This is a genomic window from uncultured Methanobrevibacter sp. (assembly GCF_902784195.1).
Taxonomy (GTDB): Archaea; Methanobacteriota; Methanobacteria; order Methanobacteriales; family Methanobacteriaceae; genus Methanobrevibacter.
In genome coordinates this window covers 249,828-275,775 of record NZ_CACZTX010000006.1, presented here as the reverse complement: position 1 = coordinate 275,775, position 25,948 = coordinate 249,828, and the positions used below count along the sequence as shown (strand labels likewise).

General features: G+C 26.8%; 24 protein-coding genes. 16 read left to right on the top strand and 8 right to left on the bottom strand.

Annotation, left to right across the window (positions count from 1 at the left end):
* Positions 1-5: 5 nt before the first annotated feature.
* Together QZU90_RS06095 and QZU90_RS06090 are read right to left on the bottom strand one after the other, a co-directional pair.
* Positions 6-590, bottom strand: a complete 585-nt coding sequence (locus QZU90_RS06095; protein ID WP_296856149.1) for a hypothetical protein — start codon at positions 588-590, stop codon at positions 6-8.
* A gap of 221 nt (positions 591-811) precedes the next feature.
* Entirely contained in the window at positions 812-1,417 is a 606-nt protein-coding gene (locus QZU90_RS06090) for a zinc ribbon domain-containing protein (protein ID WP_296856147.1), read from the bottom strand.
* 27 nt (positions 1,418-1,444) lie between these two features.
* On the opposite strand from QZU90_RS06090, the gene QZU90_RS06085 reads away from it, so the two are divergent.
* The gene (locus QZU90_RS06085) at positions 1,445-1,651 is read left to right on the top strand and encodes a hypothetical protein (RefSeq protein ID WP_296856146.1); all 207 of its coding nucleotides are present in this window, start codon (positions 1,445-1,447) and stop codon (positions 1,649-1,651) included.
* A gap of 48 nt (positions 1,652-1,699) precedes the next feature.
* On the opposite strand, the gene QZU90_RS06080 is transcribed toward QZU90_RS06085, so the two are convergent.
* Both QZU90_RS06080 and QZU90_RS06075 read right to left on the bottom strand, forming a co-directional pair.
* Positions 1,700-2,752 carry a HEAT repeat domain-containing protein gene (locus QZU90_RS06080; RefSeq protein ID WP_296856144.1) on the bottom strand — a complete coding sequence of 351 codons (1,053 nt, stop codon included), beginning with the start codon at positions 2,750-2,752 and terminating at the stop codon, positions 1,700-1,702.
* A gap of 128 nt (positions 2,753-2,880) precedes the next feature.
* Positions 2,881-3,450 carry a lipopolysaccharide assembly protein LapB gene (locus QZU90_RS06075; RefSeq protein WP_296856142.1) on the bottom strand — a complete coding sequence of 190 codons (570 nt, stop codon included), beginning with the start codon at positions 3,448-3,450 and terminating at the stop codon, positions 2,881-2,883.
* Between the two features lie 312 nt (positions 3,451-3,762).
* Between QZU90_RS06075 and QZU90_RS06070 the strand changes: the two genes are divergently transcribed.
* The 4 genes from QZU90_RS06070 to QZU90_RS06055 all read left to right on the top strand — a co-directional run bounded on the left by QZU90_RS06070 (position 3,763) and on the right by QZU90_RS06055 (position 7,717).
* A complete protein-coding gene (locus QZU90_RS06070; RefSeq protein WP_296856140.1) occupies positions 3,763-4,089 on the top strand; it encodes a hypothetical protein in 327 nt (108 codons plus the stop codon).
* 565 nt (positions 4,090-4,654) lie between these two features.
* Positions 4,655-6,052, top strand: a complete 1,398-nt coding sequence (locus QZU90_RS06065; protein WP_296856138.1) for an ATP-binding protein — start codon at positions 4,655-4,657, stop codon at positions 6,050-6,052.
* 8 nt (positions 6,053-6,060) lie between these two features.
* Entirely contained in the window at positions 6,061-6,954 is an 894-nt protein-coding gene (locus tag QZU90_RS06060; protein WP_296856136.1) for an STM4504/CBY_0614 family protein, read from the top strand.
* A 40-nt stretch (positions 6,955-6,994) separates the two neighbouring features.
* Positions 6,995-7,717: a helix-turn-helix domain-containing protein gene (locus QZU90_RS06055; protein WP_296856135.1), complete on the top strand. Its 723-nt coding sequence runs from the start codon at positions 6,995-6,997 to the stop codon at positions 7,715-7,717.
* A 133-nt stretch (positions 7,718-7,850) separates the two neighbouring features.
* On the opposite strand, the gene QZU90_RS06050 is transcribed toward QZU90_RS06055, so the two are convergent.
* The 3 genes from QZU90_RS06050 to QZU90_RS06040 all read right to left on the bottom strand — a co-directional run bounded on the left by QZU90_RS06050 (position 7,851) and on the right by QZU90_RS06040 (position 10,405).
* Positions 7,851-8,399, bottom strand: a complete 549-nt coding sequence (locus tag QZU90_RS06050; RefSeq protein ID WP_296856133.1) for a hypothetical protein — start codon at positions 8,397-8,399, stop codon at positions 7,851-7,853.
* 106 nt (positions 8,400-8,505) lie between these two features.
* Complete coding sequence (locus QZU90_RS06045; RefSeq protein ID WP_296856131.1) at positions 8,506-9,633, bottom strand: AAA family ATPase; 1,128 nt, start codon at positions 9,631-9,633, stop codon at positions 8,506-8,508.
* Positions 9,623-10,405 (bottom strand): DUF6414 family protein, encoded by a 783-nt coding sequence (locus QZU90_RS06040; protein ID WP_296856129.1) that lies wholly within the window; start codon positions 10,403-10,405, stop codon positions 9,623-9,625. The genes QZU90_RS06045 and QZU90_RS06040 overlap by 11 nt, the downstream gene beginning before the upstream one ends.
* Before the next feature lie 498 nt (positions 10,406-10,903).
* Here QZU90_RS06040 and QZU90_RS06035 point away from each other — a divergent pair, with 498 nt between their 5' ends.
* The 4 genes from QZU90_RS06035 (at position 10,904) to QZU90_RS06020 (ending at position 16,319) form a co-directional block, all read left to right on the top strand.
* Complete coding sequence (locus QZU90_RS06035) at positions 10,904-12,730, top strand: hypothetical protein (RefSeq protein ID WP_296856128.1); 1,827 nt, start codon at positions 10,904-10,906, stop codon at positions 12,728-12,730.
* A gap of 164 nt (positions 12,731-12,894) precedes the next feature.
* Complete coding sequence (locus QZU90_RS06030; RefSeq protein WP_296856126.1) at positions 12,895-13,347, top strand: DNA adenine methylase; 453 nt, start codon at positions 12,895-12,897, stop codon at positions 13,345-13,347.
* Positions 13,348-13,482: 135 nt separating this feature from the next.
* Positions 13,483-14,673, top strand: coding sequence for a hypothetical protein (locus QZU90_RS06025; protein WP_296856124.1), 1,191 nt, complete (start codon positions 13,483-13,485; stop codon positions 14,671-14,673).
* Between the two features lie 152 nt (positions 14,674-14,825).
* Positions 14,826-16,319: an FRG domain-containing protein gene (locus QZU90_RS06020; RefSeq protein WP_296856122.1), complete on the top strand. Its 1,494-nt coding sequence runs from the start codon at positions 14,826-14,828 to the stop codon at positions 16,317-16,319.
* 18 nt (positions 16,320-16,337) lie between these two features.
* On the opposite strand, the gene QZU90_RS06015 is transcribed toward QZU90_RS06020, so the two are convergent.
* Entirely contained in the window at positions 16,338-17,690 is a 1,353-nt protein-coding gene (locus QZU90_RS06015; RefSeq protein WP_296856120.1) for a Sau3AI family type II restriction endonuclease, read from the bottom strand.
* Between the two features lie 147 nt (positions 17,691-17,837).
* Here QZU90_RS06015 and dcm point away from each other — a divergent pair, with 147 nt between their 5' ends.
* From dcm to QZU90_RS05980, 7 genes are all read left to right on the top strand, one after another.
* Positions 17,838-19,130, top strand: a complete 1,293-nt coding sequence (dcm, locus tag QZU90_RS06010; protein WP_296856118.1) for a DNA (cytosine-5-)-methyltransferase — start codon at positions 17,838-17,840, stop codon at positions 19,128-19,130.
* A gap of 178 nt (positions 19,131-19,308) precedes the next feature.
* A complete protein-coding gene (locus tag QZU90_RS06005) occupies positions 19,309-21,378 on the top strand; it encodes a DEAD/DEAH box helicase family protein (RefSeq protein ID WP_296856116.1) in 2,070 nt (689 codons plus the stop codon).
* Between the two features lie 4 nt (positions 21,379-21,382).
* Positions 21,383-21,541, top strand: a complete 159-nt coding sequence (locus tag QZU90_RS06000) for a hypothetical protein (RefSeq protein WP_296856115.1) — start codon at positions 21,383-21,385, stop codon at positions 21,539-21,541.
* Between the two features lie 4 nt (positions 21,542-21,545).
* Positions 21,546-23,504 (top strand): AAA family ATPase, encoded by a 1,959-nt coding sequence (locus QZU90_RS05995; RefSeq protein WP_296856113.1) that lies wholly within the window; start codon positions 21,546-21,548, stop codon positions 23,502-23,504.
* The gene (locus QZU90_RS05990) at positions 23,504-23,932 is read left to right on the top strand and encodes a hypothetical protein (protein WP_296856111.1); all 429 of its coding nucleotides are present in this window, start codon (positions 23,504-23,506) and stop codon (positions 23,930-23,932) included. Before QZU90_RS05995 ends, QZU90_RS05990 begins: the two co-directional genes overlap by 1 nt.
* A gap of 1 nt (position 23,933) precedes the next feature.
* Entirely contained in the window at positions 23,934-25,199 is a 1,266-nt protein-coding gene (locus tag QZU90_RS05985) for a cobalamin-dependent protein (RefSeq protein WP_296856109.1), read from the top strand.
* Positions 25,200-25,212: 13 nt separating this feature from the next.
* Positions 25,213-25,635: a hypothetical protein gene (locus QZU90_RS05980; RefSeq protein WP_296856107.1), complete on the top strand. Its 423-nt coding sequence runs from the start codon at positions 25,213-25,215 to the stop codon at positions 25,633-25,635.
* The last annotated feature ends 313 nt before the right edge of the window (positions 25,636-25,948 follow it).

The window sequence follows — 25,948 nt, the reverse complement described above, 5'->3', positions numbered from 1 at the left end:
TAATATCACCTAAACAGGATGACTGCATTTCTGCAGTATTCATCAATTTTGGATTTCCTTGAAAATTCACCCATATGCTCATAAATTTCTGAAAGTGCTGAGTCCAGAATTTCCTTTTCACTCCCATTTAGCTTGTTGAAATAGTAGAGATAGTCTAAAGTTTCTATGTCCTGTTCCTCCACCAGTGTCATTTCACCCAGGAAATCATATTTTTTTACAAATCTTTTTAATTCTTCTGTGTATATCCTTTTTGGCCCTTCCATTTCTAGCTTGAATTGCTCTAACCTGTTTGGTATTCTGGCGCTGGCATAAAAAACATATGCATTTTCACTGAATTCATCTATTCCATTGGATATGGAAAAATTCACCATATGGGCATATATTTCATTAAGCGCTGAGTCCAACACATCCTCGGGTGTTCCATTTAGCTTATTCAAATAGTATATGTAATCCACTGTGTCTATATCAGGATCTTCTATTAGTATTGGTTCACCTAGGAAATCGTATTTTTTGATAAATCTTTTCAGTTCTTCTGTGTATATCTTTTTAGGTTCTTCCATTTCCATTCTGAATTCATCTATTTTTCTCATATATTCTCACCTCTTTTTGCTTTTTTATTTTTTCTTTATTTTTAAAAATACTTTGTATATGGTATTATATAAAGATTTTCTAAATTTAAAAGTCAATATTTTAATTATAATGAAAAATTATAATGATTTAGTAAAAAATAAGCAAAATTAGAGGAGAAAATTTATGTATAGTTTTATATGGTAAACTTGTTTATTAAATTAAAAAATTGTTGTGGTGATTTTTATTTCTTTCTTCTACCAACCACTCTACCAAACTGATTGTTTTCACGTATAAGATCGCCATCAATATAGTACTTAGGCCTACCGTACATTCCTTCTCTGATATAGTTGCCGTCTATTCTATATGCTGGCCTTCCGAATTGATTGTTTTCCCTGATTATATCTCCATCGATGTAGTATTTAGGTCGGCCGTACATTCCTTCAACTATAAAGTTTCCTTCTGTGGACACTGATGGCTTTCCGAACATGCCCTCTACGATGACTTCTTTTCTATTTTCATCAGCTATTGTCTCATATGAATCATCATCTTCTCTTTCTGATTTAGGATAGTTTATTTGAGGATTGTTTTCCTTATATGTTTTGAGAGGGTCATAGTCAATGTAATCTTCTTCTTTCTCTTCAGTAGCTATTTTATTTTTCACTGGTGAGTTGATTCTTTCAAGGTAATCGTTATAGGATTCCCCTTCCCTTTGATTGTATTTGCTGTGGGATTCCTTTAGATAGTCTTTGTATTTATCTTCGTGCTCAACTAATTTGGTCCCGCACTTTATGCAGAACTTTTGATCTTTTTCTATTAGCTTGGCTCCACAGTTGAAACAGTAGTTCATGATTTATCCCCTCAAATATTATTTGGAATGATAATCTTTATATATTATTCCCACTTATTAAATGTAAGCTGTTTTTTGATTGGTGGTGATATTATTATTATTATTATTATTATTCTTGAATGGTATGCTACATGGGTGAATCTTGCATTTCCTGTTTGCATATTTTTATTAGACTATTCTTTGAAGGAATTGATTAGAGGTTTAGATGAAGATTTTGAGAATTATGGTTGGTAGTGTTTATACTTTTTTTTAGTGATAAGATAAAAATTTAAGATTTTTTTATTACCTATAGAGAGTCATGTTTTCTGTCATAGGGAGCTCATTTACCTTTCTGCATATGAATTCGATTCTCTTGACTTTGAATTCGAAATCCTGTGTCAGATCTGCCCTGGCTTTGGATAGGTCTGGAACTCCTCCTTCAATGCTTATCCTTTCTAAATCTTCTTCTGTGAATCTTATCACATCACCAAGCTCGACTGAAAGCATTCTGTTCTTATTGTAGACGCATGCCTTTACAAGACTTATCATCATCTGATTGTAGTCCTTGTCACTATCGGATAGGAGGGAGCTGTTTGTAAAGTTTTGAGTGTCTATGTTCTCATAAGTTATCATTCTGTCGAAATTGGATCCCTCTATAGGTATTTTATTAGGAACAGGAACTTGCTTGTCCAGGATATTGTAGTCTACAATCATATAATTCTCATTGTTGATTTCGCTGGAGTTGTCATAGGTGATTGTGATTATGTCACCACCAAAGCAGCAATCCAATAGTTCCTTGACGGATTTTGCTTCATATGTGTATTCAGAATTGTCATTTTGAGTCAAGACAATATTCTTTTCAGTGTTATTGGCAACGTCAACGACAGTGTAGTAGATTTTCTTGATGCCACCCTTTCGGAGGCCTTTATCCAATGCCTTTTTGCTGTAGTTCGGGTCATTTGCAATCGCATTTGCAGCATCCCTCACTTCACTGCTTGCATCGTTTTCTCCTACTTCCTCAAGGAAATCTATATATTCCTCATTGATATCGTAATGGTCTTCAAAATTTTCTTTAAAGTAAATTATATCCTTTTTTAGTCTTTCAACTGCAGCCATTCTGACTTTCCAGTCAGGATCATTCAAGATAATCTCTTCAAATAGCCGTGGCACATCCAGATTTTGTAAAGCCATTATCCTAATGTCACTCTCTGGATCATTTTTTGCAATTCCTGTTAGAATTTTTTGTTTCTCATTATCCTTTTTATTGCTGCTTAGAAGTTCTTCAATGCCTTCCATTCTTACTTGTGGATCTTCATCTTCCCACTTGTTTTTTCTTAGTTTGCCAAATAAGCCCATCCTATCACCTAATTCTTTTTTAGCATTAACTACTTAAAGGGAGTTTGTTTATGAATGTATTTATATATGTCTATTTGATTTTTATATTGATTAATTCCACATTTAGGTTCTGTTAGTTCTGCACCGAGTTAAAACATTAGCTTAAAGTATTTCTCATCTGGTTCCTCTCCTATCTCTTCCAATGCAGCTTCCTTGAAGGAAATGTAGTCTTCATTTTCACTGTCCATTTCGAGTAGCCTATTGGCAATTTTCAATGCCTCCTTATATTCCCTTTCCTTGTAGAATAGGTAACGGAGCTTTATGTAGAGGTAATCTTCATTGTCTGGATCGTATTCCAAAAGGCGGTCGAGTATTTTAAAGACGACCTCAAGGTCAAGCTTCCTTAGATAGTTGTGTCCCTTATCGAATATGTCATAGACCTTTACCAATCCATATAGATACCTTTCCCTGTTTAGAGGGTCTGCCCTAAGCAAGGTCATGTATGCCTTGAAGTAATTGTCAATTGTTTGTCTCTTAGCCTCTTCAGCATATGATGGATCTGTGTAATCTGTGTGAACTCCTCTTCTATACTCCAGCAGCTTGTCTAGCGTTTGTGCAAATTCATCTAGTGATTTAAGTTCCATATTACACTTTGAGCAGACTTGATTTTCTTTGTATAGTCTATAGCATTGAGGGCAGATTTTAATTTCTGTGGTCATAATCTCTCCATTTATTTTTATTTAATTAAGTTCTATTATTTTGATTATACTTATTTATTTTGATTTTGAAAAAATTAAAATGAATCTTAAAAAGTAGTTCGGTGAATTTGTGGAAAGTAGTTCTCTAGATTTTGGAAAATTGTATGATAATTGTCTGTTTAACAGATAGTAATATATATTAAACTTATTTCGTTTATAAATAGTTATAAATACTTAATTTTTAATTTAAAGATAAATTATTTCTTATTTTTTAAAAATATTTATATATAATGCTTAATATAATTATAACAAATGTTTATTTGGGGGAATTATATGGATGATGAGAAAATAGAGAAAATAAGAGATTATGAAGAGGAAATCAAATTCAAAGATTTGCTTATAGAGATATTGAATGATAAGGTGGAAATGGAAAGATCCAAATACAAATCTATGGAAGAGCAAATTGTAGAATTAAACAGGCTTTTGGAAGAAAAAAGAGATTATGAGATTAAACGTGATCTTAGATATTGGAAAGGAATAGAAAAAGTGTATTCAGACAAGCTTGATGAATACTTGGATAAGATACTTAGGCTTGAAAAGCAGAACTTTTTGCTTGCATGTGAAAATGAGGAGTTGAAGGAAAAATTGGGCATTATCTGATTTTTGTATAAATTTTTATGCTTTTTCACTAGATAATATATTTTGATATATGAAAAGTATAAAATGAAATAGGTGAAAAATGTAAAATAAATTTGATGAAAAGTATAAAATAAAACTAGTGAAAAATGTAAAATTATTGGCTGGGTAATCAATGTTATCAATTTTTCATTGAGCATCTTGATATTTTTTTGAGCATATTTTAATTGGTTTTTTGATTAATATTATTGATAGTGAATTAGAATAATATAATTTAATTAATTGAATTTTTAATTATTCACTAAATTTATATAAAGAAAAATGTATAATTAATTATATCAAATTTTCTTATATATTTTCATTTTATCAACAAATTATTGAGCATTTAAAATATTTATAATTTAAGTTTAATATATAAAATAAGCTATTATATTTTATTTTTGATTATTTTAAGAATTATTAAATTTTTTTTATTTACAATAACTTTAAATAGTTTGTAATTTAATATTATATTACATAATACTTTAAAAGAAGTATTACCATTTCAATTGTAAAATACTCACGAATGAAATTTAAAGGGGGTAAAATTATGAAATATAAAATTTTTATTAGCAGCGTTAGAAAGGAATTTGAAAAGGAGCGCAAATTCATCAAGCAGGAAATTGAAAATGATTATATCTTAAATAGATTTTTTGATGTTTTTCTTTTTGAAGAATTATCTTCATCAGGAAATTCCCCTAAAGAGGTCTATTCTGAAGAAGCTATCAATTCAGACATTTATATAGGTTTAATCGGTTCAGATTATGGAAGTGTTCTTGAATCTGGAATATCTCCAACAGAATTAGAGTATGATCTCTATAACAAGACACATAATGATGCATTAATTTATATTAAAGATGTTAAATTTAGAGATGCTGAAACTAAAAAATTCATTGAAAAAGTTAGTAATCACAGTTATACTAGATTTAATAATCGCTATGAATTGATGGATGCAATAAAAGAAAGTTTAGGTGATTTTATTGCTAAAAATTTAAGAAATTATAGGGCTTTTGATTCTGAAATTCTATTAAATTCCTCTTGTGATGATGTTGATTTAGATGCTTTAAATCTATTCTTTAATGTCTTGGATTATGAGCCAATAGAACAAATTAGGGATGAAAAAGGATTGACCAAAGTCTTATCCACAATACGTGCAGGAGAATATGTGGATGGGGAATTCAGATTAAATACTGCAGGAGCTTTATTTTTTGCAAAAGACATTTCTAAATTTAATTTATCACATCAAGTGAAGATGGTCCGATTCTTTGATGATGAAGGTGTTAAGACATTTGATAAGGCAGAATTCAACATGTCATTTTTAAAATTATTAAAAGAAGCAGAGTTATTCTTTAATAAAACCATAACTCGAATGTCTCAAATAGAAGGATTTAAAAGAGAAACCATTCAAGAATACCCTTTAGAAGCAATACGTGAAGCACTTGTAAATGCCTTGGCACATAGAGATTATACAATTTCAACAGCTCCAATAACATTTTATATTTACAATGATCGAATTGAAATAAAAAGCCCTGGGCGTTTAGTATATCCATTGACTGTTAATGATTTAGAAGATAATGATCCTATTCACAGGAATGAAACAATATGCAATATATTTGCTAAAACAACATATATGGAACATGTAGGTACAGGCATAAAACGCATGAAAGACGCTATGAGATTAAATAATTTAGAAGAGCCTGAATTCATAGAATCAGAAGGGTTTTTCAAGGTAATATTCAGATCCAATGAAAGTCAAAGAGGTTTAAATGAGCGTCAAAAACAGTTCTTAAGATTAAATGATGTTGGAGAGATTACCATAAAAGGATATATTGATATGTTTGGTGTTGTAAGAAATACTGCAAGCAAGGATTTAAGGGAACTGGTTGATTTGAGAATTGTAGATAAAATTAGAGATGGTGGACAGTTTGTTTATAAAAAAGTTGATTGAGGTTAAATATGATTTCTAATTTATATTCTGATAGAAATAAACCTAAAAGTGTTGATGAAGTGGTTATTTTTGATGAACTTCCTAGAAAATTGAGAGTTCAATTTTATTTTATTCTTAAAGATATTTTATACGATTATGACCCTCATTATGCGAAAATTCATGAATTGTTATGTAGGAAATATGGTAAACTTAGTTTAAGTTCAAGATATGCCTTAGGAGATTATGATAAGGAAGCATTAGAAGAAGCATTGACTAAACCTAATTATAATTTTAATTTGATATTTGATATGGTGGAATTGGCAATAAGGTATCAGATTGATCAAATGTTGAAGGATGGATATGAGGAGGAAGAGATTAATGAATTTATAGAGGAGGTTCAAAAATCTATAAATACCTGTTTTAAAGAATCTTCAATGGGATATGAAATTGTAAATTGTCAAATAATTAGAAAAGATTCTGAAATTACTTTTACAGAAATTATTGAACCAACAATTAATTTAACTTACAATGATTTGTTTGAGAATGTAAATGTTGACTTTGTTGATGCAATTAAGGAATATCAAAATGGAGATAACAAAAATTGTATAGTAAAATTATTAAGGGCTTTTGAAAGTACTTTAAAAATTATCTGTGATAAAAAAGGATGGGAATATAATGAAACAGATAGATGTAGCAAACTTATTAATATTTGCTTTGATAATGAGATAGTTCCTCAAGAGATGAAATCAGAGTTTACTAGTTTAAATAGTTTATTGCAAAGTGGAATTCTCCCTGTAAGAAATAATTTTGGAGGGCATGGTGACGGTGGTGAAGAAAAGGTTGTTGAAGATTATTTGGCAAGATATGCTATAAATATTACTGGGTCATGTATACTATTTGTAATTGAAGCAAGTGGTTTGTAATTGAAGAAACAATAGAATAAAATTATTGGAAGTGGTTACAATGGATGAAAAAGGATTAAAAGAAAAATTTGCTAAATTATTTGATGATCCAAATAGAGAAACTTTTAAAATAGCATTAAATAATTTAACTGGGGAATATGATGATTTAGAATTTAAAGAACAAGAGATAGATGAGCATATATTGGCAAAACATATCTTGGGGATTGCGAATACATCTGGAGGGGTCATATGTTTAGGTATTAAAGAAGGAGATAATGGTTTAACTCCAATTGGTCTTGATGACAGTAGTGATTCCACAGATTTAAAGAAAAAATTATCCAGATATTTGCCATATAATTTAGATTATGAAGTTCATCCAATTGATTTTGATGATAAGGAATTGTGGGGGGATATACGAAATAAATCATTCAAAATTATTACTATAGAATACACTCCCGAAAATATTCCATTTTTGCCTATGAAAGATAGTAGAGATTATAAAAAAACTGATATTTTTTGTAGAAAAAATTCTAGTACTACTCGCTGTGAATATGATGATTTACAGAATATTCTTAATAAAAGAATATCTGCTACCCAAAAATATTTAAATATTGATCATGAGTTAAATGAATTAGAAATTTTAATGAAACGTACTTCACCTCAACATACCCTATTTTATACTATTAATAATCCTAATTTTTTAAAAATAATATCTCAATTTAAAGAAAAGAAAATAAAAAGAATAGAAAAAGGTTTGGGAATTGATGGTTTTGATGAAAATTGATTCTACATCATTTCTTTTTTAAGTTGTTTTTAAAGTATAATAAAATTTTTGCTACTAAAGAGTATATAGAATTATATTCTCTAAAATGGAGTATATAAAATCAAAATAATTTAAAACAATTTTTAAAGAATTATTAAAATGTGAAAATAAAAGCTGTACAAAAGATTAATATTACTGAAAGAATTATAACTCCAATAAAAAAGGAATTTAATGCTATATCAACAAAACCTTGTTTTTTTACTAATGAAATTTTATTCTTTTCAATAATATCTAATGCAATTTTAAATTCAGATTTTTCCATAGTTGATTCAGATAAATCCTGTATATGTTCAGGGAGTTGATTTTTATTTTTAAGTATAACTGAATCGAAATAATCGTATTTTTTTACTCTAAAACATTTAATGGAAAATATTGCAACCGTAATAAAATGTAATGTATAACATATAACTAAAAAAATTAGTATTTGCAATGCTAATCTTGGAATTTTATCTATCAAAATGGGGGTTGATGAAAAAACAATTGTAATAATTAATGTTATGAACACACCATCTATCATAAGTAAATTCATAGCTTTTGATTCAATATCTTTGATTTCTGTTTCTAATTTTTCAGGATAATTTTTAATAAAATTAAAATTATATTGTTTAATGCCGTTTAAAAGTTCATTATTATCATTTTTCATAGTTTACCTTCTTGTTCATATACCTCTCAGCATTCTTATCATAAAACTCTCTAAAAAGTAGTTAGGGTACTTTGGATTTTTCAAATAGAGATATCAGTTTAATTAGTTAACTTTCATTTTTTTCATTTTTAATAAAAGAATCGATTATATCAGAATTAATTTTTTCTTCAATTAAATTAGATATCTGTCTTGAATTACGTATTTTATAAGCATTAATTTTGAACAAGTTAGTTATTTCTGTTTTATTTATTAATTTTTTATCATCCAAATCTAATTTTTCATATTTGTTATTTACAACATTTTCTATTATTCTTTCTATTGATTCTGTAGACAAATCCTCAAATTTTATTATACTATCAAATCTGTAAAACAAAGGGTCTCCAATATTTTTTCGTATTTCCTCTATATTTTTGTAGTTAGATGTACATATGATTATAGAATCTTCTAATTTTACTTGATAATTGTTGTCTTCAAAAATTGCTTCATCAAATAATTGATAAAATGCTTCATGAAACAAATTAGCTGCTTTATCAAACTCATCAAGTAAAATGATATTTGATTCCCTTTCAAGCAAATCTTTTGCAAAGGATGATTGCATATGGCTTCCTCCAAATAAGTATTCACTAAATTTCATATTTTGAAACATTGAAAATTGTTTTCTAAACAATTTTTCACCTAATATATCGCTAATAAATTTTGCCGTTTCAGTTTTTCCTACACCAGAATTACCATAAAACATTAGAGTAATTGGCTTCCCTTTATTATATTTTTTGATAAGTGGGTATAATGCAACTAATATTTTTCTTTTTGCTTTTTCTTGACCTATTATTCTTTTATCAAAGTCATCATTAATTTTTAAGAAATCTATTTTGGTCAATGTGGAATATTCATGGTTTTCATATTCAATATTTTTATAATTTTCTTCAAGTAATTTTATAATGCTTTTAGGAGGATTTTGCAGATAAATTTTTTCTATTTCACATTCATTTAATATATTATTAAATGTTTGTACTGCACTTTCAGTTATCCCTGCATAATTCTCTGAAAATGCAACTAAACATTCAATATGTTCTTTTTCATTATCTTCGTAGTATTCTTTCTCAGGGTCGGTTTTTACATGAACTGTATTTTTTTTCGTGTCATATTTTGATACGAATTCATGTAATGTAATTTTTTTAGAAGGAATAATATTTTCAAATTCTTTTTTAGGACCATTAAAAATATTAATTTCCATCTTCACCCACCCCTGCTAAAATTATATCATAAATTTGTAGAATCGGTATGGATTTTCCTCCAAATTTAGATTCTTCAATATCTTCTAACTGGACATTGTAGGAGTTTTCATTAATATTTAGTTCATTGGTTATGTCTAAGCTTCCTTCTTCAATTTCCCCTACTTTTATTCCGAAATAAGTTAAATTCATTTTTGTTAAATCAGCAATCGTATAATTGTTTCTAAATGAATTGATATTAAATCTATAAATCATTTTTTCATCTTTTTTTCTTGCAATCATCTCGTAATATCCTTTTCCATCTTCAAATGCATCATCTATGTTTGCAAAGTTTAAAGAGGTTCCCTCAATTTCGAATTCAGTTGTAAGCATTTTTAAATAGGGTGTAAACATTTTAATAAATGTCATTGAATTTGGTTGAGGCTTAACTATAAATCCTTTAAACTCTTTAATATTTTCATCTTCATCAATTTCTTTGAGAAAATCAGTTAATAGTGAGTTTGAAATTGTTTTTTTTATTATATTACTTTCATTGTTTTCGAATTTGATTCTTCCCTCACCTTTAATACCACCACCAATACCTAACAATAATAATGGAAGTTTTGCCCATAAATTTCCATCTATATCTAGACTTCTTTCATGGTCTTTAGATTTGAGTTGTTGTTCAATTTCTTCACTAATTCCTTCATTTTTTATTATTAGATAGTCTGCAGCAGAAATTTCATCAAAATAAACTATTTTTAACATCTTAGGATTTTTCTTTTTATTATTCATGATATCATTTTTTTAATTTTTTAATATCTTCACTAAAAACTGTTCCATTTTATTTCAATTCACATTTTTATATATTTTATTAAAATAATAGGATTTAATTGAGTTTTTATTCATCCTTTTTTACTTTATTATAATTATTTTAATTTATATGTAAACAATTTTTGTTAGAGCAATTGGTAAGTAATATTTTTTTAAAATTAGTTTTAAATTAGGGTCGTTTCAAATTTACAAATCAGTATTTAAATGGCTATTTTTTTGATGGAATGGGTATCTAGACAAATTAGTGGAATTTGGTATCATATTTTAAATATATCTTAAAACATATTTGAATATACTTTTTAATACAACAGTTTTTATATCAAAAATTGAACAGAATATTTAGTTTAGTGTTTTGGCAGGTGGCGAATTAATAATGTAAAACTTTAGAGTTGTTAAAAACTGAACATGAAAAATTAATTAATTTTTTACAAATTTATCAATTTGAATTTTGGTGGGAAAATGACTATTGAGTTTGATGATTATCAAAATTGGAGATTTGAAATTTATAATGAAGAAGATAAGATTTTATTTGATGAAATTATCAGATGTATAGAAATTGAAGCATATAGGTCCGCTTCAGTAATGATATGGGTTTTATGTGCTGAATCGTTAATAGAAAGACTTAATGACTTATCTGATGGAAACAATCGCTTAAAACAAGATTTAAGAAATTATATGCAAAATAAGAATGAAGCAGGCTTATTAGCTTTATGTAAAAAATATGATTTAATAAACGATCTAGAATATTCACAACTGAATTCAGTTAGAGAGTCTAGAAATAATTATGCCCATCCTAATTTTGAAGAACCTTCTAAAAATGATGTTTTAGCCTCTTTATATTTTATTATAAACGATGTTTTATCAAAACCACCGTTGTATTCTTACACATATGTTAAAAATTTGATTGAAACACATATTTTGGAAGATCCTTATTACTTAGGAGATAAAAATGAAACTCAAATTGAAGAATATGCTTTAGAATTTTTTAATAGAACAGATTCTAAGTTTTTTAAATCTATTTTAGAATTACTATTTAATCAAATTGAAGACTTATTTGATGAAATAGATATTAATAAACACAAGTGTTTAAAAGTAGGTCTAATATTTATTAAGACTTTATTGATAAAGGATAATTCTCTTTTAAATAATATAGATGAATTTTTAAGCGTTTTTAAAAAAACATCATGTAATATATTTTCTGAAGAAGAGTTGTGGAATTTATTAGATGAGGATAACAAATTTAAAATTTTTAATTATTCTTTTGATTCTGAATATAAAATTTTTTCTGAAATTGAATTTTTAAATAAGTTTTCAGTATTATATGTTAAAGGTTTACTAAATGAGGAGTTTAAAGAAAAAATAGAAGGTTTTATTTATCAAAGTCCTGCTGATTTAATTTTTAATTGTTCCATTCCAAAAAATTTATTATTTAATAAGATTATTAATGATTTAAATGATTTTGATTATGGTATTCAAAATTCTATTGCAAAATATATGAAAATACTAGACTTAAAAATGTTTGAAGAGGATGAACTTGAAATCTTAGGCAGAGCTTTGTTTAATTCGGTTAATAAGGGTGCATTTGAGTCTCGACATCTTTTAAACTATTATTTATATAAAGAAACTGATTTAAACATTCCTTATTCATTTATTCGAGGTATTCTTTTTGAGATTTTTGTAAACAATGATGATGAATTTATGTTTAAGGAAAGATATTCCAAATTAGTTTTAAAAAAGGTATTAAATAATGATAATTATCGTTCTTTAGTCGATGATTTATTGAATTTAATTGAAAATTCTAATGTTAAAACAAATAATTTTGATGATTATGAATTTGCATTAAATAAATTAGTTTCATTCATGAAAGAAAGTGAAATTAATCGTCTAGATGATTTGATAAATTCTATTAAAAAGTCTCGATGTCATAATATTAATAAGATTTTTGAAAAAGATAATTATTTTTTATTAGATATTAGTAATTATAATAAAGAGAATATTCTACCTCATCTTTTTAATTGTTTTGATGAAGGAAATAAAGAAAAATTTATTAATATTTCAAAGGAAAATATTTTTATTTTCATAGAATTTTTTTCAGATATAGTAACTTCTATTAATAAAAATCAAATAAAATCTATTGATATTAAATATGAATTTTTAGAGGAGTTTATAGACTTAAACAATTTAAAAATTGTTGTTGAAGATAGTTTAACCAAAGATTTATCTCCACGTGAAGCTATTATAGGAAAATTTTATATAGATTCTTTTAATGATTTTTATAAAAAGTAGTTCTAAATACTTTTTTCAAAATTCTATTTTTTCTTTTTCTTATAAGGAAATTTTCTAATATTTTATATATTAAAACATATTTAAACTTATTTTTCATTTGCTCTCTAAATATTTATAAAGTATTTTGAATAAATTATATTTAGATATATTTAGGAATTTTTATTATGCAGTATGACCTTTCTAATAATCCAGTCTTTGAAGCCAAACCTTTTTTGAAATGGGCTGGAGGAAAAAAACAATTAATAGAAACTATTGAATCTAAATTTCCTGATGAAATAAGATCATCAAGGAAAATAGAGAAATATTTTGAACCTTTTGTAGGTGGAGGTGCTTTATTTTTCTATTTAATGTCTAATTATACAATTAGTGAAGCCTATATTTATGATATCAATAGGGAACTCATTTTAACTTATGAAGCTATTAAAAATAATCCTAATGAATTAATTGAAGAGCTTAAAATTCTTTCTGAAGAGTATATTCCCAAAGGTCAAGATGAAAGAAAGGAAATGTATTTAGACATTAGACAAAAGTTTAATGAAGCTATTCCTTGTTTTGATTTTGAAAATTATAATGAAGAATACATCCAAAGGGGCAGGTTATACCATTTTTATGAATAAAACTTGCTTTAATGGGTTATTTAGATTAAACAATGAAGATTCATGTGTACATATTCAACATACTTCCAAAAGTTTAACTGGTGTCGTGTTAATTTTAAAAAATATAATTAATTAGTTTATATTAGGAGTAAAAAAATGTTTAATTTATTCTTTGAGGATGATTTTTACAGTTATGTAAATGACATATATGCTGATATTGAAGAATATTTTTCAAAAAATCAAAATCAAAATTTTTTTAATAGGAATAAAGATGTTGTTTGTATGGAATTATTTAAGGAATTTTCAATTTCTTTTTTAGAAGTTGATGAGAAAATTAAGTTACTTTCTAAAGATAAGTTTCATGTCACTACAAATTTTTTTGGGAGAGAGATAAAAAAACCAGTTTATACTTTTGGAGTAATGTTTTCTGGTGATAAAAATTTATTCAGGGTAAAACCTTCTAGATACAATCTTCATGTTTTTGAAGCTTATTTTTCAAATTATTTAAATAATGAGTTATTATGTTTTGATATTGAATATCATGATGATTCATCATTAAAGGAAGTATTTAATAGAAATAAGGATTATTTATTTTTCATGGTTGAGAATGTAAATAAAGACATTGAAAAATATAATTTGGAGATTAAACAGAAAATTTTTAGATTATATGATTTTTATGAATCAAAGTTTAATAATGAAAATGATTTATTAGAGAACTTGGGAGTTGAAGTACTGGAAAATAAATCTAATTTTAAAGAATATTTTATACCATTTAAAGATAAAATTAAATATAGGGATGATTTAAGTGATTACAATGATGAGGAGAAAGTAGTTTTAGGCAATGCAAATTATGAAAGAATTCTAAATGAGATTTATTTATTTGGTTCTGAGTTTGAGAAATTTCCTGATGTATATTCTAATCATAATGAAGAAGAGTTAAGAAGCATATTAGTTTCTCATTTAAATGGGTTATGTGTAGATAGTGTAACTGCTGAAACATTTAATAAAAAGGGAAAAACCGATATTTTAATTACACATAATTCAAATATATTATTCATTGCAGAATGTAAAATTTGGCGCGGGCCTAAGAAATATTTAGAAGCGATTACCCAACTTTTAGGTTATTTAAGATGGAAAGATACTAAATCAGCATTAATAATCTTTGTAAAAGGAAAAAATTTTTCAAATATTCTTAATAAAATAGAAGATGTTACAATGGATCATCCGAATTATATTAGTTCCAGAAATAAACCTCATAAAAATTATTTTAGATTTATTATGGCTGCAGAAAATAATAAGGATATACGTATTGAATTGGGAGTTTTATTATTTTATTTGCCTTCATAATTAAATTTTAGAATTAATGATTATTATGTGTTAGCATATTAAAATAATTAAATTTAAACTTATTTAAATAATTTATATGAATCAAATTTCCAGTTAAAAAAATTTAGGAAAATGAAAATTCATTTATTTTTTATTAATCATTAGGTGGTTTTTTGTTAAATACGGAATATATTGAAGAAATTAAAATTAATAGTTATGATGAATTAGTCAAAATTATTCAAGGAAAAACTGATTTATGTGACGATCTCAGAGATAAATTTATTTTTAGAGGTGTTGAAAATGAAGATTTTAAATTAATTCCTTCAGCATTAAGAGATGATGATAGATTAAATAATTATGTTGATGAAGATTTTAAAAAAACTTTGCAAATTAGTTATAATCATGCTGTGAAACATGGTTTGTGTTTTGATGAGAATAGAGATATCCCTGGAGCAATTACATTTATTTCTAAAGATAAGGAAGGGAATAACATTGATGGATATTATTCTAATGTATCTTCTGTTGAAGAATTCCAATACTTTAAAGAAGTTAATGCCTTAATGAAATTTTTTGATAAAGGTGATAAGGTAGGGTTAAAAATTCCTGCGAGTCAAGATATTAGAAAATTATTAGATCATAATGATAAAATTGAAGATAAACCCAGATTTTATTGGCCTAATCCTAATTATTTTGAATTAATTTCATTAGCTCAACATTATGGTGTTCCAACTCGTGCTTTAGATTGGTCATATGATTATAAAGTTTCATTATATTTTGCTGTAAAAAATATTTTAAATAAAGAGTATTTATGTAATGAAAAACCAAGTAATGCAGTATTATGGGCTTTTAATTACAGATCTCTAGAAATGGATTATTTAATATCAGAAAATAATACTTTTGCTATTAAACATTATCGTCCAGAGTATAATTCTAACCCTAATTTAAATGCTCAAAAAGGTTTATTCACATTTGTTATGAATGATTTAAGGCATATTACTAAAAAACCTTTCGATGAATTCGTAGTTGAAATTTTATCTAATATTCATGAATTTGATGTGTATAATGGAAAGAAATTGGTTGAATTTCCTAAGGGTGAGAAAGCTTTTTATAAGTTTATAATTCCTGAAGAAATAAAACCTGAAATATTGAATGAATTGTATTTTGAAGGTTATTCGGAAGAATATTTATTCCCAGGATATTCTGGGGTAACTCAATCTATAGAAAACAGAGTTAAATTAGATAAATTACTTTTAAAAAACATTAATTGTAATAAAAAGAATGTTTTATTAGTTATGGGTGAAGAAAAAATTGAAAAAATTAAAAATGGTGAAAAATCTTATGAATTTAAAAGATATAACTTCTCACAAGAGATTGATAATATATTTATTTACTCAAAAGAGTCTAAAGAGGTCATAGGTTGTTTTAGAGGAAATAAAATATTTGCCAATACTCCATTTTATTTTTGGAAAAACTTTTCTGAAAAATCAGGTTTAACTGAAAAGGAACTTTTTGATTATTTTGAGTATAAAGGATGGGGATGGGCTATTAAAATCAATGATTTAAGAATTTTTGAAAATCCAATTAAAATTTATAATTTTAAAGAACCAGGTAATTATTGCTATATTGAGAATAGAGAAGAATTAAAGTTTTTATTAAATTTTAAATGATTTATTATATTAACAAAATTAAATAACAGAATGTCTATCTTCAGTATTCTTCTCAAACAAAACTTCTTTATTCAAAAAGAAGCAAGTTTTAGTTGTATCCTTTTTAAAGAAATTATTATAAGCATCATCACTTTTTTGGCCTTTAGGCCCTATTTCCAATATTTGATTTTCAAATGAATTAGGATAAGGTAATAAGCTCACATCCTCTTTTTCAATGGTTTCCTTTACCATATTATAACTTGTTTCAATTGAATCCAAATCATCATCATTGAAACTAATCCTATTAACTCCTTCTAATATCCTTTCTCCATTTTTAGATCCTGTTTTTGGCTCTTTCCATAGAATATTCAATATAGTTGTTTCATCGAAGAATAGTTTCCAATAGGAATCTTCCCAAGTGTCTTCAAATTCACTTAAAGTTAGGTTTCTAAAAGACATTCTTTCCCTATATTTTCCATTTGGAGTTATTGGTGAATTTTTTATAATAAAACTTGTTTTCTTGAATAGATCGTGTTTTTCTGCAAGTTCATCGTCTTTTCCAATGATTTTATCACTTATCATTTTATTGAGATTCTTTGGTATTTTTTCTTTGTATGTTCGTCCAGTTATTTCCTCTAAAATCTCAAGTTGGCTTTTTCCAATATACGGCCGTAATTTAGCTAAAACATACTCTTCAACAGTTTTAAATTCATTTGTATCAAAGCTGATGGTTGTTCCTATACTGTTTAGGATACCGCTCATGTATGAATTTTTAAGTGAATATGCTCTTGGCTTTGCAGGTATAGTAGAGTTAGGTTGAGTTGTTCTGTCTTTAGATGTTCTAGCTTTAGTGCAAGCCCCAAGGTATGATGTATCACTTTCAGACAATTCATGAGCACGGCCATCTTTTACCTTTTGTTTTATGATGTAAAAGTCATTTTTAATTGTTTCTTCATCTTGGCCCATATCATATAATTGGTAATCGGTAATTAGGAAATCTCCAATATCCTTTCCTTTTTCATAGAAATACCAAATGAATAGGATTTTTTTATTTTTATAGATTAATTTGCTGTATTCATATTCTTCATTGACTATTTTATTGAAGTCAATTCTACTTAGGGAAACTCTTTCTTTCGCTGATTTTTCACCTTTTTTGTTCTTTTTATAACCTGTTACTTTCAATTCAACTCCTATTTTATCAAAATCAGCTCTAGGGTCAGTGTTTATAGGATATTTATAGAAACCGGTTTCTACAACTTGGCCTAAGACACCTTTATTTCCTTTTAGATTTGTGGTGTTTTCAAGTAGGTGTTCTGAATCTATTTCCTTAAATGTTCTACCTTTAATCGCTTCTGTGTAGTGAAGCAATTCCTCAATTGTGTTGAATTTCATTATTTTATCCCCTTTGCTTATATTTTGTTTTATAGTTAATTATACATAAATATTATTTTTCAAATGGACTCCCGTTCATTGTTTTTATTTAAAAATTAAATTAAATATATAAATTAAAATTTATAAAATATTATAAGAGGAATTTTTATGGATAAAACAGTAGTAGAATTATTTGCAGGTGTTGGTGGATTCCGTTGTGGATTCAATCATGTAAGCCTAAAGAATGGAAAAGTCCAAGAAGAGGATAATTGGGACTTTGTTTGGGCTAATCAATGGGAACCTTCCACTAAATCACAAGCTGCATTTGATTGTTATGTTGAAAGATTCGGAGAATCTGAAAATCATGTAAATGAAGACATAGCTACTGTTGATAAGAAAACAATTCCTAATCACACTCTTCTTGTTGGAGGATTCCCTTGCCAGGATTATTCAGTTGCTAGATCTCTTTCTGGGGGTAAGGGTATTGAAGGTAAAAAAGGAGTGCTTTGGTGGCAAATAGCGGAAGTTTTAGAGGAAAAACAACCTCCATTTGTTCTTCTTGAAAATGTGGATAGGTTATTACGTTCACCAGCTACTCAAAGAGGTCGCGATTTCGGTGTAATGCTTAGAACTCTTCTTGATAATGGCTATTCTGTTGAATGGAGAGTAATCAATGCAGCAGAATATGGATTCCCACAAAAGAGAAGAAGAGTATTTATTTTTGCTTATCATGAGTCTACCAACTATTATAAAAAGATGGATAAGGTAGATTATGAGGATTTGATTTACAAGGAAGGAATCTTTGCAAAGAATTTCCCAATTAAATTCAACTCAAATACAAATTTAGATGGAAAAGAGTTTTCCATTGATGAATTTGGAAAAACTTCAATCAAAAAGAAAGATTTTGATGATCTTGTAGCTATTAGTGATGATTTTGATTTCCATTTCTTTAATTCAGGACTTATGCATAAAGGAAATATTTACACCTTTAAGACATCTCCAGTAGAATGTGATAATGTAACCACTTTAGGAGACATTATTGAAAAAGGAGAAGTTGATGAGAAATATTATCTTTTAGATGAAAAATTGGAAAAATGGAAGTATTTAAAAGGATCCAAGAAAGTTCCTAGAAAAAGACCTAATGGTGAAACTTACTATTTTTCAGAGGGCAATATAGCATTTCCTGATAAATTAGATGTTCCAGCAAGAACTATGCTTACTAGTGAAAGCACTACAAATAGAAGTTCTCATGTAGTTAAAGATGTTCAATCAGGCAATTTAAGAACTTTAACTCCAGTAGAAGCAGAAAGAATTCAAATGTTCCCAGATGATTGGACTAATATTGAATCTAAAGCAATGACTGAACGTAGACGATACTTTATGATGGGTAATGCTTTAGTCGTAGGGGTAGTAAAAATTCTTGGAGATTATATATTAGAAATTGTTGAAGAAGAGAACTAATTGACTTTTTTTAAACTATTACCAATTCATACTCTATTAAAATTCTATCATTCACTATTTTTCAAATATTTAATTATTATTAATATTAAAAAACTTTATTATTTATGAATAGTAAACTATATATTAACAATAATTTTAATAAATAAGGTATTTTTCTTTTTTTTATTGGGGTGTGTATTTGAGCTTTAAAGATTTAAATATTGATTATTCTTATGATTCTGAAAGCAATGATTTACTAAATGATTTTTATGTACCAGTTTTATCAGAATCTTCTGAATATTATCGAGCTGTAGGATATTTTGATTCAAAAAGTTTAAGTTATGCAGCTAGAGGAGTTAAAAATTTTATTTTGAATAATGGTAAAATGAGAATAGTTTGTGGAACTCAACTTTCAGAAGAAGATGTTGAATCTATTATTTCTGCAGAGAAAACACCTGAAGAGGTTTTAACACATAATTTCCTCGAAAATCTTGATAGCTTAGAAGATAATATTAAGAAAAATCATGTTGAGATATTAGGTTGGATGATTGCAAATGACTTGTTGGAAATCAAAGTCGCTTTAAAAATTGATGAAGATGGAAATCCAACCCCTGGTAAGGAAGGTCTTCATTTAAAAGTTGGTATCTTAAAAGATAAAGAGGGGAACTACATAACTATTAACGGATCGAATAATGAAACAGCTTTCGGTTGGGGGAAAAATTATGAGATTTTTGATGTTTTTAAAGGATGGGTTTCTTCTGACTTCGCTCGTTTAAATAAACATATTAATCTATTTCAAAATATTTGGGAAGGAAATGTTAGTTCTTATAAAATAATGGAAGTTCCTGAAGCTATTGAAGAATTATCTAAAAGAGCACCTTCTGATATAACAAAATTAAAATTTCCTGAGGATTATTATAAAAAAAGTCAAAATAAAATAACTTTATTTGAATATCAAATTGAAGCTATAAATAAATGGTTTGAAAATAATAAAAAAGGAATTTTTTCCATGGCTACAGGTACAGGTAAAACTTTTACAGCTTTAGGTTGTTTAGAAAGAGTTTTAGATAATGAAAAAAATTTAATAGCCATTATTTCTGCCCCTCAAATGCATTTAGTTCAACAATGGAAGAATTCTGTTGATACTTATGGTTTGACTAATCGTTTTAACGATATTGTTGTTGTTGATAGTAGTAATCCAAAAGGGAAAACTCAATTTAAAGATTCTGTATATAAAGTTGATATGGGCTTAATGGATACTGTTTTAATTCTTACAACTCATGATTCTCTATCCTCTGAAAATTTTTATAATTTTTTTGAAGATGATTTTGATGTTCCAATTATGTTAATAGGGGATGAAATGCATGGGTTAGGTTCCTATAAAAGAAAAGATGGTTTGAGTCCACAATATAATTATAGATTAGGATTGAGTGCAACACCTATTCGTCATTTTGATGAAGAGGGGACAGAATTTTTATTTAACTATTTTGAAAAAGAAGTTTACATTTTTTCATTAGAAAAAGCTTTATCAGAAATTAATCCAAGAACTGATTTAACATATTTAACTCCTTATAACTATTATCCTCATTTTATTGACATGACTGATAAAGAATTAAAAAATTTTAGAAAAAAAACTAAGCAGATTTTATGGGAATCTAGAAAAGATAATCCTAATGAAGAAAGATTGGAAAATTTAATTATCGAAAGAGCAAACATTATTAAAAACGCTGCAAATAAATTTGATGCATTGAGGAAAATTCTTCGAGATATGGATGATAAAAGAAATTTGCTAGTTTATTGTAATGAAAATCAGATAATTGAAGTTGTCAATATCCTTGGAAATGAATTTGATTTAGATGTGAAAACATTTACTAGTAAAGATGATGCAAAACCATCAAAAAAATATGGTGGGATTTCTGAAAGAGAATTTATTCTTAAAAATTTTGAAAAAGGTAATTATAATGCACTTGTGGCTATGCATTGTTTGGATGAAGGAGTTGATGTTCCCTCTGCAACAAGGGCTATTTTAATGTGTAATAGTACTAATCCTAGGGAATTTATTCAAAGAGTAGGTAGAGTTATTAGAAGGCATGATGATAAGGTTGAGTCAGATATTTATGACATGATTATCAAACCCTCTAATAAAAATTCAGATTTATTTAAGATAGAACAAGATATTTATGAAAAAGAATTAATCAGGGCTGATGAAATAGGAAGGCTTGCTTTAAATAATTCTTACTATTATACTAAAACAAAAAATATTTGGTGATAAAATGGATGATTTTGAAATTTTAGATACTTTGGAGGAAAATGCTAAAGATGAAATAGTATTTAAATTCACTAGAGAAATTTTTTTTAAGGAATTACGTGGAGAACGTAGTTGGCGTAATGAATATGATAAATTAATTGATGAATATTCTAAAAGAAGGTGATTGAATGAGGTTGGAATCTATTCACATACATAATTATCGGTTATATCATGATTTTAAATTAGATTTCTCCAAAAATGATAAGGATGTTCAGATAATTGTAGGAGATAATGGTGTTGGAAAAACAACTTTTTTAAATGCTATTAATTGGTGTTTATATGGGGATGAACCACATGCATTTAATAAAGAGACTTCATTACCTATATTAAATTTAGATGCTAGTGAAGATGATGTTGCATTTGTTGAATTAACAATTTCTGGGGATGATGGTCAGAAAATTATTTTTAAAAGAACTCATGGTAAGTTATATAATGATGATTTAGATGTATCTATAAAAAATAAATATGGGGAAACATTTTATTATAGGAGCCCTGAAGCCGATTATCAAGTAGAAGGTTTTGTTCCTGCGGCAATTAGAGAATTTTTCTTCTTTGATGGAGAACAATTAGATAATTATTTTTTAAGCGATAGGACAAAAAATATTGAAAATAGAATATTTATTTTATCCCATATAGATGTTTTAGATCAAATGATTGAGCGTTTAAATGAGAAATTTAAGAAGTTTAATAGAGAATCAGGAAAATTAAATAAAGATATAGAACCTTTAACCATAGATTTAGAAAAAAAACATAAAGCACTTTCACAAGAGCAAGAAAGAAAGGAAAAATTAGATAGTTCTATTAATCATGCTAAAAAAAGAATTAAAGAATTAGATGATGAGTTAATAGGCATTCCAGATGTAAGGGTTTTAGAGGAAAAAAGAAAAGGTTTGAAAGAAAAAGTAGATAAAATAGAAGATAATTGTAATCAAATTAAATCAAAAATTAATCAGTTATTACTTTCTACAGCGCCTTCTGTATTTGCTTATGATGCAATTAAATATACTTTAGATGATATTGATGAAAAAAATAAATCTCAGCAATTACCTCCTGAAATTGATGAAGATGTTGTAGGGGAGTCTATTAAAGAAGGAGTTTGTAAACTTTGTAATAGGGCTTTAGATGAGGAATCATTAGCTTATCTTAATAATGCTCTTACTGAATACACATTATCCACCAAACAGTCTAAATTATTATTAGATTTAAAATCTCCTTTAAAATTGCATGAAAATAATATTGAGGTCTATTCTAAACGCCGAAAAGATTTAAATAACAATCTTAAAATTCAAGAAGAAAATTTAGAAAGATATTCTAAAGAATTAAATATAGTTAATGGACAGTATGCAGGATATAAAGATGAATCTATAAAGAATAAATTTGAAGAAAGAGAAAATCTAGAAAATTCAAGAGATTCAAATTTATTGCTTTCAGGTGCTGCCGACAATAACATAGAAAAATTAAATAATGACATTGAAGATATTAACAAAGAAATAGATAAAATTTTATCAAATAATGAAAAAACTAGTATTATAAAAAAGAAAAAACAGTTATGTGCTGATTCATTAGAGTTGTTAACAACAACAAAAAATGATATTATGGTATCTACAAAAAAACAAATCGGAGATTTCACTAAAGATAAATTTTTCAATTTAATTTGGAAAAAAGATACTTTTTCAGATGTAACTATTGATGACACATATAATGTAGAATTAATTCATACTAGAACAAATGCAAATTGTATTGGTACAGCAAGTGCTGCAGAAAGGGAGTTATTAGCTTTAGCATTTACTTTAGGAATTCATTCAGTTTCAGGTTTTGATTCTCCTATACTAATTGATACTCCATTAGCCAGAGTGTCTGGTGATCATAGAGTAAATTTCACAAATGTCCTTTTAGAAATAAGTAAAAAGAAACAAACTATTTTAATTTTAACACCTGATGAATTTTCTCAAGATGTTAGGGACTTAATTTATGATGAAGAAATTCAAAAGTTCGGTATTTTCCAAGTCAATGAATTTTATTCAGATATAAAAGAAATGTCAGCTAATATAATCGAAGAAACATATTTTAATAAGGAGGATAATTAATGTTTGATGATAATGCACCACTTATTCTTCATATTAGTGAAGAATATGTTGATTTCTATAAAACTTCTAAAATTTTAGGGACTGATAATAATAAAATAGGTCATAAAGAGCAATTTTTATTAGCTTTAAGTTTAGGTTTTAAATTAGGAAGCCCTACAGAACTAAAAAAACCTGTTGACTTAACAAGATCAGCTTATATGAATGAAGAAGAAGAATCTCTCTTTTATGCCATTGCTATAAAACATTTTAAAGATGTTAAAGATATAGGTTCAGTAGCTGATATTTATAATTTAGCTGAACAATATGCTAATTCAGGAATCCAAATAGTCATGGATTTAGAAAAGGATAGTTCTTATGAAAATTATCAAATAAAATTTGAAAGATTAGTTAAAAAAGACATTGACAAAATACTGAAAAACAGTGAATAATATGCAATTTTTAAATAAATATGATGTTGAAAAGGTTCTTTTAATAGATCCTAATTTCCCTTTAGCCCATAAAAGTCGTAATCATAGTGATTTACTGCCTGTGGGTCTTTTAAAAATAGGAGCATATTTAAAAAATAACAATGTTAAGACTAAATTAGTTAGGCTGAATAAAGGAGAAGATTTTTCAGAAGAAATTTTAAATTTTAATCCAGATTTAGTAATGATTACATCCGTATTTACCTATTGGTCTAAACAAGTAAAAGAAGCGGTAGATTATTCAAAAAATTTATTACCTGATGTTGATGTTGTCGTAGGAGGGATATTTGCTTCTTTAATGCCTGAAAAATGTAGAGAATATACTGGATGTGATTATGTTCAACAAGGAATAATTCCTGAAGCAGAACATATTAAACCTGATTATTCATTACTTGGTGAAGATGAGAAAGATATTGATTATCAAATCATTCATTCTTCCCGCGGTTGCATACGGAAATGTGGTTTTTGTGGGACATATATTATAGAACCAGATTTTAGTTGTGAAAAATCTATTCGTAATGAAATTATTAGGAAAAAATTAGTTTTTTATGATAATAATTTGTTAGCAAACCCTGATGTAGAGGAACTACTTCATGAATTAATTGCTCTCAGAAAAGAGAAAATTATAACAAGTTGTGAGTCTCAAAGTGGTTTTGATGGGCGAGTTCTAAAAAAAAGACCACATTTAGCAAAATTACTAAAAGAAGCTAATTTTAAGGCTCCAAAGATTGCTTGGGATGGTTCAGTTAAAGGCCATAAAGCACGTAAAAAAGAGATTGATCTTTTAGTTGATGCAGGTTATAACCCTAAAGAAATATCCGTTTTTATGATTTATAATTATGAATTAGATTATAAAGAAATGGAAGAAAAAAGGGTTTATTGTTATAATTGGGGAGTTCAAGTTTCTGATTGTAGATATCGTCCTTTAGATAGATTAGATGATAATTATAATCCTTCTAAACGTAAAGGTCAAACAAATAAGGATTATCATATTAATCATAATTGGACAGATGAGGAAGTTAGAGCATTTAGACGTAATGTCAGAAGACATAATATTTGTATTCGTCATGATATGAAATATCATTCTAATAAAGCAGAACGAAAGAAAATTTCTAAAGAAGATTCTATGAAATATCGTAAGATGAGTTATGAAGAAGTAAAACAATATTTATCTGATGCTTGGAATCCTGCAGAAATAACTTATATAAGTAAACAAACAAAATTAATGTAATTTAATTGATAATATGTATCCTGAAAAAAGAGTTAGACAAATCAGAATATTACCAACTTCTTCAGATGATTTTGATTTTGAAGATGAGGAAGCTATGAAAAACTTTTTTACAAACAAATTACCTTCAGATGGTAAATTTCATTTTTATAAAAACAATGTAGCAGATCCTGAAGGTACATTAATTTTATTCCAATACAATAATTCCATTGTAGCCAGTGGAATAATGGAAGATAGAATTGATACCATGGAAAAAGGTTATAATGGGTATTATATCTTCAATAAACATTCTATTAATCTTTTAACTAGGCCTATATCTAAAGATGATTTAATAAAGGAGGATGTAGGCTTTGACCGATTTGGAAACACTACTAAAACAATTGACATGGAATATTTTAGAAATATAAATAATCTTCTTGATAATCATTTTGAAGAATAGCTTATCTATTAAATATCTATACAATATCTATCTAATATATATCATATCTCTATTAGATATCTATCACTTATCTATCACTTATCTATACAATATCTATCAATTATCTATCTAATACCTATCAAATATCTATCATATATCTATCACTTATCTATCAAAATTATTCTATATATTACAAACTAATTTTACAACCCCCAAACACCTTATTTTTCCATGTAAGCAAGTGCTTGCACTCGAAAATCTTTATAAATGAGTCTAACATAAATAATAGTAAGTACAATTGAATCCAATTGTACAAATTTCTTTTTATTCATAA

Coding starts and splice junctions, on each gene's coding strand:
- QZU90_RS06095 (WP_296856149.1), bottom strand. CDS start 590: ATGAGAAAAATAGATGAATTCAGAATGGAAATGGAAGAACCTAAAAAG.
- QZU90_RS06090 (WP_296856147.1), bottom strand. CDS start 1,417: ATGAACTACTGTTTCAACTGTGGAGCCAAGCTAATAGAAAAAGATCAA.
- QZU90_RS06085 (WP_296856146.1), top strand. CDS start 1,445: ATGATAATCTTTATATATTATTCCCACTTATTAAATGTAAGCTGTTTT.
- QZU90_RS06080 (WP_296856144.1), bottom strand. CDS start 2,752: ATGGGCTTATTTGGCAAACTAAGAAAAAACAAGTGGGAAGATGAAGAT.
- QZU90_RS06075 (WP_296856142.1), bottom strand. CDS start 3,450: ATGACCACAGAAATTAAAATCTGCCCTCAATGCTATAGACTATACAAA.
- QZU90_RS06070 (WP_296856140.1), top strand. CDS start 3,763: ATGGATGATGAGAAAATAGAGAAAATAAGAGATTATGAAGAGGAAATC.
- QZU90_RS06065 (WP_296856138.1), top strand. CDS start 4,655: ATGAAATATAAAATTTTTATTAGCAGCGTTAGAAAGGAATTTGAAAAG.
- QZU90_RS06060 (WP_296856136.1), top strand. CDS start 6,061: ATGATTTCTAATTTATATTCTGATAGAAATAAACCTAAAAGTGTTGAT.
- QZU90_RS06055 (WP_296856135.1), top strand. CDS start 6,995: ATGGATGAAAAAGGATTAAAAGAAAAATTTGCTAAATTATTTGATGAT.
- QZU90_RS06050 (WP_296856133.1), bottom strand. CDS start 8,399: ATGAAAAATGATAATAATGAACTTTTAAACGGCATTAAACAATATAAT.
- QZU90_RS06045 (WP_296856131.1), bottom strand. CDS start 9,633: ATGGAAATTAATATTTTTAATGGTCCTAAAAAAGAATTTGAAAATATT.
- QZU90_RS06040 (WP_296856129.1), bottom strand. CDS start 10,405: ATGAATAATAAAAAGAAAAATCCTAAGATGTTAAAAATAGTTTATTTT.
- QZU90_RS06035 (WP_296856128.1), top strand. CDS start 10,904: ATGACTATTGAGTTTGATGATTATCAAAATTGGAGATTTGAAATTTAT.
- QZU90_RS06030 (WP_296856126.1), top strand. CDS start 12,895: ATGCAGTATGACCTTTCTAATAATCCAGTCTTTGAAGCCAAACCTTTT.
- QZU90_RS06025 (WP_296856124.1), top strand. CDS start 13,483: ATGTTTAATTTATTCTTTGAGGATGATTTTTACAGTTATGTAAATGAC.
- QZU90_RS06015 (WP_296856120.1), bottom strand. CDS start 17,690: ATGAAATTCAACACAATTGAGGAATTGCTTCACTACACAGAAGCGATT.
- dcm (WP_296856118.1), top strand. CDS start 17,838: ATGGATAAAACAGTAGTAGAATTATTTGCAGGTGTTGGTGGATTCCGT.
- QZU90_RS06000 (WP_296856115.1), top strand. CDS start 21,383: ATGGATGATTTTGAAATTTTAGATACTTTGGAGGAAAATGCTAAAGAT.
- QZU90_RS05995 (WP_296856113.1), top strand. CDS start 21,546: ATGAGGTTGGAATCTATTCACATACATAATTATCGGTTATATCATGAT.
- QZU90_RS05990 (WP_296856111.1), top strand. CDS start 23,504: ATGTTTGATGATAATGCACCACTTATTCTTCATATTAGTGAAGAATAT.
- QZU90_RS05985 (WP_296856109.1), top strand. CDS start 23,934: ATGCAATTTTTAAATAAATATGATGTTGAAAAGGTTCTTTTAATAGAT.
- QZU90_RS05980 (WP_296856107.1), top strand. CDS start 25,213: ATGTATCCTGAAAAAAGAGTTAGACAAATCAGAATATTACCAACTTCT.